This window comes from Streptomyces laculatispora, from assembly GCF_017353455.1.
Lineage (GTDB): Bacteria > Actinomycetota > Actinomycetes > Streptomycetales > Streptomycetaceae > Streptomyces > Streptomyces laculatispora.
This window is the reverse complement of record NZ_JAFMPZ010000514.1, coordinates 1-10,860: the sequence shown is the minus strand read 5'-3', so window position 1 is coordinate 10,860 and position 10,860 is coordinate 1. Positions and strand designations below refer to the sequence as shown.

Genomic DNA, 10,860 nt, shown 5'->3' with positions numbered 1-10,860 from the left:
CTCCACGTAGAAGCCGCGGGCGGCCAGATCCAGCTGCGCGCCGCGGATCTGATCCTCGGTCACGGTCAGGAATGTGCCGCCCGATTCACGCACCGCCGCCAGGATCGCCCGGGCCCGCGGCGGACGCGGGATGGCGATGCCCTCGGCGAGGGTGGGGGAGACGGCGCCCGGCGGGGTGTCGGGGAGAGTGTCCGCCCCGGCATGGAAGGCGGCGGCCAGTGGGGAAACGGCCTCGGCCTGCACGGCGATCAGGGCCGGACCGGTGTCGATCAGGCCCTGGGCGCGAAGCTCCGCGATGGCCAGCGCCGCGCCGAGGAGCAGGGTGCCGTTGCCGACCGGTACGGCGATCGCGTCGGGGAGCCTGCCGCCGAGGTCCTCCCACAGCTCGTACACGTAGGTCTTCGTGCCGTGCAGGAAGTACGGGTTGAAGACGTGCGAGGCGTAGAAGGTGCCGGGTGCGTCGGCGGCGGCCCGGGCGGCCAGGGCGGTCGACTCGCGGTCTCCGGGGACGATTTCCAGCCGGGCTCCATGGGCCCGGATCTGCTCGGTCTTCTTCGGGGACGTGCCCTCGGGGACGTACACCGTGCAGGGCAGCCCGGCGCGGGCGCAGTAGGCCGCGACGGCGGTGCCCGCGTTGCCGCTGCTGTCCGCCACGACGCGCTCGGGGGAGAGGCGGCGGGCCAGTTCGGCGAGCATCACCGCGCCGCGGTCCTTGAAGGAGAGCGTCGGCATGAGGAAGTCGAGTTTGGCCGAGACCATATCGGTGAGCGGCACGAGCGGGGTGCGGCCCTCGCCCAGGGTGGTCGTGGGAGACCCGAGCGGCAGCACCTCCTCGTAGCGCCAGAGGGAGTTGACCCGGCCGGACAGGGCGCCGGGACGGACGGGGCCCGCGATCTCGAAGTCGAGGTCCCAGGGGCCGCGGCAGACTGGACAGCACCAGGTCAGCGAGGAGACGTCGGCACGGGTCCCGTCCTGCGGGCAGCGGTATGCGGTGGCCATGGCAGCCAGCATGTCAGGAAGGTGAGGAAGAGGGGGGAGCGGGCCCGGGGCCCGGGGCGGCTGCACCCTCGCAGCGGCCCCGGACCCGGGAGGTCGCGGCCCCCGGTCCCCGGCCCGGGAGTTCCTACCGCCCGGAGAGCCCGCGGTCGACGGCGGTCATCAGCTCGCCGTCGTCCGTGTCCCCGTCCAGCGACCAGAACATCGCACCGCCCAGCCGGTGGTCGCGGATGTAACCGGTCTTGGCGCGCAGGACCTGCGGGTCGTCGTACGTCCACAGGGTGGTGCCGTCGAACAGCCAGGCGCTGCCGTCCCGGACGTTGCGGTGGACCTTGTACGTACCGGATTCGGCCAGCTTCTTGAGGGCCTTGTAGTCCTCGTAACCGGCGGCCCAGGTGGCGGGGGCGGGCGCTGCGGCAGGCCGGCCCAGGCCGTCGCCGCCGCCCGTCACACCGGTCCAGCCCTGACCGTAGAACGGCATGCCCATCACCAGCTTGCGGGCCGGGGCGCCGCGTTTCAGCCAGTCGCGCACGGTCCGGTCGACGCTGAAGTCGCCCTTCGCGTAGAGCGCGGACTGCTGGGCGGTGGTCTTCTCGCCCGAGACGTGGAAGTCGTAACCCTGGAGGTTCACGAAGTCGAAGTCCCGCATGACGCGGGGGACGTCGAAGCCCGCGTCGATCTTCTCGGGGGACGCGGGGACGAACGCCGAGAGGTCGTAGTGCCTGGGCTTCGAGCCGTGGCTCCCGCCCTTGTGGACGCCTGGGCCCTCCTGCCCGTTCCGCTCCTTCCGCGGTGCGGCGGTGCTCTTCGCGTAGGCGTCGAGCTGGGTGCGGAACTCGTGCACCAGGGCGGTGAGGTTCCGCTTGTCCTCCGGTCGGTACACCGTGTCGGTGTCACCGGCGGATCCCGGCCATTCCCAGTCGATGTCGACTCCGTCGAAGAGGCCGGCCGCGGCACCTCGGCCGCCCCTGGTCCCGTCCACCGGCAGGTTGCCCTTGATGTACAGGTCGATGCAGGAGGAGACCAACGCCTTGCGGGAGGCGGCGGTTCGGGCCGCGTCCGAGAAGTGGGTGGACCAGCTCCAGCCGCCCAGCGAGATCATCACCTTGAGACCGGGATGCTTGGCCTTGAGCTCGCGCAGCTGGTTGAAGTTGCCCGCGAGGGCCTGGTCGTCGGTGTCGGCGACGCCGTCCACCGAGCCTGCGGCGTCCAGCGGACGGACGTAGTCCGCCCAGGCGTCGGCCTGGCCGGGCGCATTGCCGGTGAAGCACGTGCCGTCGGCGCTGACGTTGCCGAAGGAGTAGTTGATGTGGGTGAGCTTGGCCGCCGTGCCGCTCGTCTCCAGGTCCTTGACCTGGAAGTCGCGTCCGTAGACGCCCCATTGGGTGAAGTAGCCGACGCGCTTGTAGGCGGGAGCGGAGGCGTGGTGACCGCTGCTCCCGCGGTCCTTGGTGTGACGCGTGCTCTGGTCCGTGCCGTGCCCGGCGGAGGCGTTGGCGGTGGGGGTGACGGCGGCTGCCAGCGAGAAGGCGCAGGCGGCAAGTGCCAGACCGGACAGGGTTCTTCGACGCATGAGGCCCATTCCTGTGCGTGTGCCGAGAGGTGCGTGAGCCGTGCTGTGTGGAGAGGAAGTTATTGGTCTGGACCAAATCAGGTCAAGGGGGTGAGGCGGATCCGGTTGCGAGCCGCGCCCCCGTGGTGCGGCAGGGGGTGCCCGGAAACGGCATGGCGGCTCGTGCCGGGTATGCGCACGTCGGCGGCGAATCATCACTTCGAGTGAAACCCTGGCCTGCGCTTGCGGTCCGGAACCGACGGTTGCGACGCTGTTGCAGTCTGTCAACCTCTTGGGGAGTGGCCTGTGACTTTCGGTGAGCAGCCCGCCTATCTGCGCGTTGCGGGCGATCTGAGAGAGAAGATCGTCAACGGTTCGCTGCCGCCGCATACGCGCCTGCCGTCGCAGGCGCGCATCCGGGAGGAGTACGGGGTCTCTGACACCGTCGCGCTGGAAGCGCGCAAGGTGCTGATGGCCGAGGGGCTGGTGGAAGGCCGGTCCGGCTCCGGTACGTATGTGCGCGAGCGCCCGGTCCCGCGCCGGATCGCCCGCTCCGGCTTCCGGTCGGAGACCGGTGCCAGCCCGTTCCGGCAGGAGCAGACGGCGGAGGGGGCGCGGGGGACCTGGGAGTCCCGCAGCGAACAGGAGGGGGCGAGTCCGGAGATCGCCGAACGGCTCGGGATCGAGCCGGGCGACCGGGTGATGCGCACGCGCTACGTGTTCCGGGAGGCGGGCGAGCCGATGATGCTCTCGACCTCCTGGGAACCCCTCGCGGTCACGGGGCGTACGCCGGTGATGCTGCCGGAGGAGGGTCCGCTGGGCGGCTGCGGGGTGGTCGAGCGGATGGCCGCGATCGATGTGGTCGTGGACAACGTGGCCGAGCAGGTCGGTGCGCGCCCGGGGCTGGCGGAGGAGCTCCTGGCGCTCGGCGGGGTGCCGGGTCATGTCGTGATGGTGATCGAGCGTACGTACTACGCGTCGGGGCGGCCGGTGGAGACCGCCGACGTGGTGGTGCCGGCCGATCGCTACCGGATCGCCTACCACCTGCCCGTCAGATGACCGGCCACCGGAGGTGTCGTGCACGGCGGGTGGCCCGTGTGCGGAGGTGTGGTCCCGGTGGGGCGGCCGCGGCCCGGAGGTGTGATTCCTGCGGGGTCGCTCAAGCCCGGCGCCGGGATTCCCGTCGGGTGACCGATACCCGGTGGCGCCCGTCCGGCGGACGTGACGACAAGTTAACGCCCGCCCGGGTCCCGTAACGGCTGGGCAATCGTCGCTCGTGACGACTTGTCATGTCCTGCTCCTAACTTCCCGTTCGGACCCGCACACCGGACGGACGAACGGGAAGTCACCGATGACGGACACAGCCGTGCCCGAGACGGCCGGGCCTCCTGCGGCGGCTGCTGCCCCAGGAGGCCCGGAGGCCGCAGCCGGCGCCCAGCCGCCCAGGCGCAGTTATGCGAAGCTCGCCGCCGACGAGAGTCGTGAGGACTACTCCCTCCGCTACGCACCGCACTCGTATCGGCGCTGGTCGCCCGCGGTGGTCGCGGGCACCGCGCTCGGCGGGATCGCCTATCTGGCCGACTTCGCGATCGGCGCCTCGATCGTCTTCACCTACGGTTTCACCAGCGGGTTCGCCTCGATCCTGGCGGCGGCGACGATCATCTTCCTCACCGGCATCCCCATCGCCCGGGCCTGCGCGAAGTACGGCCTGGACATGGATCTGGTCACCCGAGGCGCCGGATTCGGCTACTTCGGTTCGACGCTGACCTCGCTGATCTACGCGTCGTTCACCTTCATCTTCTTCGCCCTCGAAGGCTCGATCATGGCGCAGGCCATGCATCAGGCCGTCGGCCTGCCGGTCGAGGCGGGCTATCTGATCACCACCCTGATCGTCATCCCGATCGTCTTCCGGGGGATGGGCGCCCTCGCCAAGGTCCAGGCGTGGACTCAGCCGGTCTGGATCATCGGCATGGTGCTGCCGTTCGTGGTCCTCGCCTTCGAAGCGCCCGACGCCTGGGGCGCGTTCGCCTCCTTCGGCGGTACGGAGGGGGCGGGACCGGGCTTCTCCTGGATCGGGTTCGGTCTCGGCACGGGTGTGGCGCTCTCGCTCATCGCCCAGATCGGTGAGCAGGCCGACTACCTGCGCTTCATGCCGGCGAAGACGCGGGCCAACAAGCGCCGCTGGAACCTCGCGGTCCTCGCCGCCGGTCCCGGCTGGGTGATCATCGGCGCGGCCAAGCAGCTCGGCGGTGCGCTGCTCGCCTTCGCCGCCCTCGAAGCGGTCGGCAAGACGCACGCGCTGGAGCCGATCGCGCCGCAGATCGAGGCGCTGAAGCCCTGGCTCGGCTCGTTCGCGCTGCCCGCCGCCGCGCTCTTCGTGATCGTGTCGCAGATCAAGATCAATGTGACCAACGCCTACAGCGGCTCGCTGTCCTGGTCGAACTTCCTCTCCCGGATCACCCACCGTCATCCCGGCCGGGTCTGGTACATCTTCCTCAATCTCGTCATCGCGCTGACGCTGATGGAGATGAACATGTTCGCGGCCCTCAACAAGCTGCTGGGCTTCTACTCGAACGTCGGCATCGCCTGGATCGCCGCGGTCGCAGTCGACCTGGTCATCAACAAGCGGGTCGGGCTGAGCCCTCCGTACATCGAGTTCAAACGGGCCTACCTGTACGCGGTGAACCCGGCGGGATTCGGCTCGATGGTAATTGCCTCGACCGTCTCGATCCTCGCCTTCTTCGGGCTGTTCGGCAGGTATGCGGAGGCCTTCTCCACCTTCATCGCGGCCGGCCTCTCGCTGACCCTCTGTCCGCTGATCGCCTGGGCGACCAAGGGCAGGTACTACCTGGCCCGGCCCAATCCGGTCAACGGTCCGGGAGCCGAGGTCGCGGACATCACCGCCACCCACACCTGCTCGGTCTGCGACACGGCCTACGAGCTCCCGGACATCGCCGACTGCCCCGTGCGGTCCGGGCCGATCTGCTCGCTCTGCTGCTCGTTGGACGCGGAGTGCGGTGACATCTGCCGCAAGGAACCGGTCAACGGCCCAGTTCCCATGCCGATGCCGATGCTGCGCGAGGGCGCGGGGGAGGGGTAAGGAGAGGGTCTCCGGTCCGGTCTGCACCGGTTCGGTCGGCTTCCTCCGGTTCACTCCGGTTCGCTCAGGTTCAGCCCGAACTGCCCAGGGGGCGCATCCAGTTGGATGCGCCCCCTGGAGTTGGTCCACTCCTGGCCGGATCCGTATCTCTTTGTGCAATTACGTATTCGTTCCGTGAAGGTCAGGCGTACGCTCGGGCATATGCGTACTGCGGTTTCCTGGGGATCCTTAGAAACATGCACGCCGTTCAGGGGAGGGGCGCAATGCTCGGGAGGGGCACGATGAGCGACAGCGGTGCCGTGCTTCCTTGGTCGGTGATACGGCAGGACGACAACGGCAACCGCTACCGCGTGGGCAGGTACGCCACGCAGGACGAGGCGCAGCGGACCGCCGACAAGCTCGATGAGCGCGGCCACAAGCAGCTCTACTGGGTCGAGCGCGTCGGGCAGGGCGCGCGGCCGTAGTGCGCCGGTCCGGCTGTCCGCCGGATCCCCGGCGCCGGGTTCGTGCCCTCCGCTCCTGCTGGGGACGGGTATTACGCTCCGGGGTATGAGTGATCGCGTGGTGGTGGCCGGAGCTGTCTACGACCGGGGGCGGCTGCTCGCCGCGCGCCGTAGCGCCCCGCCCGAGCTGGCCGGCCGGTGGGAGCTGCCCGGTGGCAAGGTGGAGCCGGGGGAGAGTGGCGAGCAGGCGCTCGTGCGCGAACTCCGCGAGGAGCTCGGCATCGAGACGGAACCACTGGAGCGCATCCCCGGTGAGTGGCCGCTGAAGCCCGGCTACGTACTCCGGGTGTGGACGGCCCGTCTGCTGTCCGGCGTGCCCGCGCCCCTTCAGGACCACGACGAGCTGCGCTGGCTCGGCCCCGGTGAGGGCGACACCGTCGACTGGCTGGAGCAGGACCGGCCCGCGGTCGCCGAAGCCGTACGGCGACTGCCCGGCGGCGCACACCGCTGAGCGGGGTGCTTGCGCTGCGGCGCGCACCGATGGGCCCGTGCGCCCTTTCTCTGCACGTACACCCGTTCGTGCGCATGCCCTTACACCCGTACGCCCCACGTGTCGGCGCCGAGCGGTATTCCGTGCTGATTATCGGGTATGTCCTGTTTGGCCCCCGCAAACAGGACGTTCTCCGTTGCTGGTCTTGGGAAGTGATCGGCGTGATCGATACCGAAGGCGACTGCGCCGAGTGGAGCTTTCCGGCTGTTCCCGGCGCCGTGCGTACGGCCCGGCACGCCGTCCACGAGGCGCTGCGCGGCTGGGAGCTCGACACGGCGGTCGGGGATGTGGCTGTACTCCTGGTCAGCGAACTGGTGACCAACTCCATGCGCTATGCCTCGGGGCCCATCGATGTGCGGCTGGTGCGCCCTCATCCCGACGGCGACGGCTCCCCCGCCCACCCCGGTCTGTTGGTGGAAGTCTCCGATCCGCTTCCGGATCCGCCCACCGAACGTACGGCGGGACCCGACGACGAAGGCGGCAGGGGACTGCAGCTCGTGGCTCGTTCCGCCCGGCGCTGGGGGATCAGGCGCGGAAAGAGTGGCAAGACGGTGTGGTTCGAGCTGGCCCTGCCTGGTTAGGAGTGGGGTGGGACGGACAGCGATCACCAGAGGTCGTACAGAACCTGGCTGAAAGGGACTGAGACCGTGCTGTGATCGTGAACGCCGTGTCGGGAAGGGCCGTAGTGCTGAATACTGCGGGCAGGACCGGTCCGGTGTGTGAGCTGGAGGGGACGGTCGCGTGAGCGAAATACCTGGGACAACGGGCGACGTCGTGTGGCAGAGCAGTCCGCCTGGCTCGATCTACGACTACATCAGGGTCGCCTCCTTCTCGATCGGCCCCGATGGTCTGATCGAGCAGTGGAGCCGCCGGGCTGCCGGTCTCTTTGGCGTTGCCGCTCGCGAGGCGGTCGGTAAGGACCCGGTCGAGGCCTTCATGCCCGGCGAACTGCGCCGGGACGGCCATCGCCGGATCGGTGAGGTGCTCGACGGCAAGGAGTGGACGGGCCTCGTCCCCTTCCGTATGCCGGGCGAGGAAGCGATTCACGGGCTCGCCGAGATCTATGTGATGCCGAGTGAGACGGCGACGGGTGAACGGGCCGCGGTCTGCATCGTCGTGGATGTCCGGGCGCTGCGCGGCATCGAGACGGACCTCGCGGCCTCGCAGGCAATTTTCGGCCAATCTCCCTTCGGTTTTGTGCTGTTCGGTACCGACTTCACGGTGCTGCGGGCCAACCAGCGCTTCGCCACCGTCTTCGGCGGCCGGGCCGACGACCACCGCGGCCGCACCGTCCACGACTACCTCGCCGGCCCGGAGGCCGACCGGCTGGCCGCCACCCTCAGCCGCGTCCTGGCGACCGGCGAATCCGTCACCGACCTCCAGCTCATCGGCACCGCCCCGGGCGAACCGGAGAGCCGCAACTGGTCGATGAACCTCTACCGGGTGCACAGCGGAACGGGCCGCCCCATCGGTATCGCCGGACTGGCCACCGACGTCACCCGGCGCCATATCGCCGCCCGCGAGGCCGCCAGCGCCAGGCGCAACCTCGCTCTGCTCAACGAGGCCAGCGCGCGCATCGGCAACTCCCTCGACCTGGAGACCACCGCGCGCGAACTCCTCGACGTGGCCGTACCGGGCTTCTGCGACCTCGCGTCCGTCGATCTCTACCAGGCACTGCTCACCGGTGAGGAGGCGCCGCCCGGCAGTTGGAGTCCGCTCCGTCAGGAAGCGGTCGGCGGCTCCGCCGAACTGCGCCGCGTCGCCTTCGCCAGCGCCGTGTCGGACGCCATGCCCGACACCGCACCCGGCCCCGTCCGTGATGCCTCGCAGCCCCGGACGCCTCCCGGACCGCCCGCACTCGGCGCGGTGCACCGCTACCCGTTCAACTCGCCCTGCGCCAAGGCCCTGCGCACCGGCCATGTCGAGGACGTGCCGGGCGACGACCGCGGATTCGTCCAGTCCACCTTCGCCGTGCCGATGGTCGCCCACGACACGGTGGTCGGCCTGGTGCAGTTCTCCCGTACGAAGGGCAGCGAGCCCTTCGGCGAACGGGACCGGGCGCTGGCCACCGAACTCGCCGCCCGCGCCGCCGTCTGTATCGACAACGCCCGCCTCTACCGGCGCGAGCACGAGCGTGCCCTGATACTCCAGCGCAGCCTGCTGCCCCCCGGCGACCCCGAGGCCGCCGGCCTGGACATCGCCTGCCGCTATCTGCCCGGCAACACCGCGACCGAGGTGGGCGGCGACTGGTTCGACGTCATCGAGCTCCCCGGGCACCGCACCGCCCTCGTCGTCGGCGATGTGATGGGACGCGGACTGCGCGCCGCGGTGGCCATGGGGGAACTGCGCACCGCCGTAAGGACCCTGGCCCTCCTCGATCTGGAACCCGCCGAGGTCCTCTCCGCGCTCGACGAAGTCGCCCGCGGCCTCGGCACCCCCGGTGGCAGCACCTCCTCCGACGGGATCGGCGGCGCCCAGTGGCCCTCGCGGGCCGCCCACAAGTCCCGCGAGGCGGACCTCTCCGAGGTCTATCTGGCGACCTGCATCTACGCCGTCTACGACCCGGTCACCCGGCGGTGCACCTTCGCCAACGCCGGCCATCTTCCCCCCGTCGTGGTCGAGCCGGGTGAACCGGCGCTGCTGCTCGACGTCCCGCCCGGGATGCCGCTCGGTGTCGGCGGCGAACCCTTCGAGGAAGTCGAGGTCGAACTCAGGGAGGGCGCCCTCCTCGCCCTCTACACCGACGGCCTCGTGGAGTCCCGTGATCATCCGCTGGACGAGGGGCTGGAAGCCCTGCGCGGCGCCCTCGTCGCACCCGCGCAGCCTCTCGAGGACGTCTGCGACCGGGTACTGAGCACCCTCGACACCCGCCACGGCGAGGACGACATCGCGCTGCTGATGGCCCGCATCCAGGGGCTGCCGGCCGAAGCCGTCGGCGACTGGCGGCTGCCCCGCGAACTCCGCTCGGTCGGCCGCGCCCGCGAACTCGCCCGCGGCCAGCTGCTCGCCTGGGACCTCGACGACCTGGTGGACACCACCGAACTGCTCGTCAGCGAGCTGGTCACCAACGCCCTGCGGTACGGCGAGGGCGAGATACGGCTCAGACTGCTGCGTGACCGTACCCTCGTGTGCGAGGTGTGGGACGCGGGTCTCGTCCAGCCCCGGCGACGGCGGGCACGCGACACGGACGAGGGCGGCCGCGGTCTGCAACTGGTCGGGCTGCTGAGCGCGGCCTGGGGATCGAGGCGGACGCCGCGCGGCAAGACGGTCTGGTTCGAACTGGCGCTGCCCGACGGCCGGCCGGCCGCCGAGCGCACGGTCGAGGAGCTTCTGAGCATGTTCTGAACGAGGCCCGGAGCGGACTCATGAGGCCGTCTTCAGGGCCGCGAGACGCGCCTCGACCTCGGCGCTGGCCCCCAGCGTGTCCAACTGCTCGAACTGGGCGTCCAGGGACGACGCGGCAAGCTCCTGCTTGCCCACCGCCTTCGCCTCCTCGCGCCGCACCTTGTCCTCGAACCGGCTGATCTCACTGGTCGGGTCGAGGACGTCGATGTTCTTGACGGAGTCCATCATCTGGTTCTGCGCCTGGGCGGACTTGGCCCGTGCGACCAGCTCGTCGCGCTTGGCCTTCAGCTCCGCCAGCTTGGACTTCATCCGGTCCAGGCCGGACTTGAGCTTGTCCACCACCTCCGACTGCGAGGCGATGGCGGGCTCCGCGGTCTTCGCCTCCTTCTCCGACTGGAGCTGTCGGCCGAGCGCGACCTTGGCCAGGTTGTCGAACTTGTCGGCATCGGCCGCCGACCCGCCCGCCCGCAGTTCATCCGCCTTGCGGCTGGCCGCGAGCGCCTTCTCGCCCCACTCCCCGGCGGCCGCGACATCCTCCCGGTGGTCCTGCTCCATCAGCCGCAGATTGCCGATCGTGGCGGCCACGGCCTGTTCGGCCTCCGAGATGTTGGACGTGTAGTCGCGGATCAGCTGGTCCAGCATCTTCTGAGGATCCTCGGCCTGGTCGAGCAGCGCGTTGATGTTGGCCTTCGCCAGCTGGGTGACGCGTCCGAGGATGGTCTGCTTGGTCATGGCACCTCTCCTGTGTGTCCGGTGCTGCTCGTTCGCCCTGGTGATACGCGTGATCCGTACGCCGCTGCCGCTGCGGGGTGGTCAGAACCGGCCGCCACCGCCGCGCCTGCCGCGGGTGCCCCCGCCGCCGTATACGTACGGG

The 10,860-nt window shown here is 70.2% G+C and carries 9 protein-coding genes; 6 read left to right on the top strand and 3 right to left on the bottom strand.

Features of this window, described 5'->3' with window-relative positions; translation table 11 throughout:
* On the bottom strand, positions 1 to 1,011 hold a 1,011-nt coding region (locus J1C73_RS26975), incomplete at its 3' end, for a pyridoxal-phosphate dependent enzyme (protein ID WP_207318674.1).
* 112 nt (positions 1,012 to 1,123) lie between these two features.
* Positions 1,124 to 2,569 (bottom strand): glycoside hydrolase family 18 protein, encoded by a 1,446-nt coding sequence (locus J1C73_RS26970; protein WP_207318673.1) that lies wholly within the window; start codon positions 2,567 to 2,569, stop codon positions 1,124 to 1,126.
* Between the two features lie 285 nt (positions 2,570 to 2,854).
* Between J1C73_RS26970 and J1C73_RS26965 the strand changes: the two genes are divergently transcribed.
* From J1C73_RS26965 to J1C73_RS26940, 6 genes are all read left to right on the top strand, one after another.
* Positions 2,855 to 3,607: a GntR family transcriptional regulator gene (locus tag J1C73_RS26965; protein WP_123461408.1), complete on the top strand. Its 753-nt coding sequence runs from the start codon at positions 2,855 to 2,857 to the stop codon at positions 3,605 to 3,607.
* A 292-nt stretch (positions 3,608 to 3,899) separates the two neighbouring features.
* Positions 3,900 to 5,648, top strand: a complete 1,749-nt coding sequence (locus J1C73_RS26960) for a purine-cytosine permease family protein (protein WP_207318672.1) — start codon at positions 3,900 to 3,902, stop codon at positions 5,646 to 5,648.
* A gap of 263 nt (positions 5,649 to 5,911) precedes the next feature.
* The gene (locus tag J1C73_RS26955; protein WP_207318671.1) at positions 5,912 to 6,112 is read left to right on the top strand and encodes an SPOR domain-containing protein; all 201 of its coding nucleotides are present in this window, start codon (positions 5,912 to 5,914) and stop codon (positions 6,110 to 6,112) included.
* A gap of 85 nt (positions 6,113 to 6,197) precedes the next feature.
* Positions 6,198 to 6,602 carry a (deoxy)nucleoside triphosphate pyrophosphohydrolase gene (locus J1C73_RS26950; RefSeq protein ID WP_207318670.1) on the top strand — a complete coding sequence of 135 codons (405 nt, stop codon included), beginning with the start codon at positions 6,198 to 6,200 and terminating at the stop codon, positions 6,600 to 6,602.
* Between the two features lie 191 nt (positions 6,603 to 6,793).
* On the top strand, positions 6,794 to 7,222 hold the full coding sequence (locus J1C73_RS26945; RefSeq protein WP_123461412.1) for an ATP-binding protein: 429 nt from the start codon (positions 6,794 to 6,796) through the stop codon (positions 7,220 to 7,222).
* 193 nt (positions 7,223 to 7,415) lie between these two features.
* Positions 7,416 to 9,986: a SpoIIE family protein phosphatase gene (locus tag J1C73_RS26940; protein WP_207318675.1), complete on the top strand. Its 2,571-nt coding sequence runs from the start codon at positions 7,416 to 7,418 to the stop codon at positions 9,984 to 9,986.
* An 18-nt stretch (positions 9,987 to 10,004) separates the two neighbouring features.
* Here J1C73_RS26940 and J1C73_RS26935 read toward each other — a convergent pair whose 3' ends face one another.
* The gene (locus J1C73_RS26935; protein ID WP_207318669.1) at positions 10,005 to 10,718 is read right to left on the bottom strand and encodes a PspA/IM30 family protein; all 714 of its coding nucleotides are present in this window, start codon (positions 10,716 to 10,718) and stop codon (positions 10,005 to 10,007) included.
* Between the last annotated feature and the right edge of the window lie 142 nt (positions 10,719 to 10,860).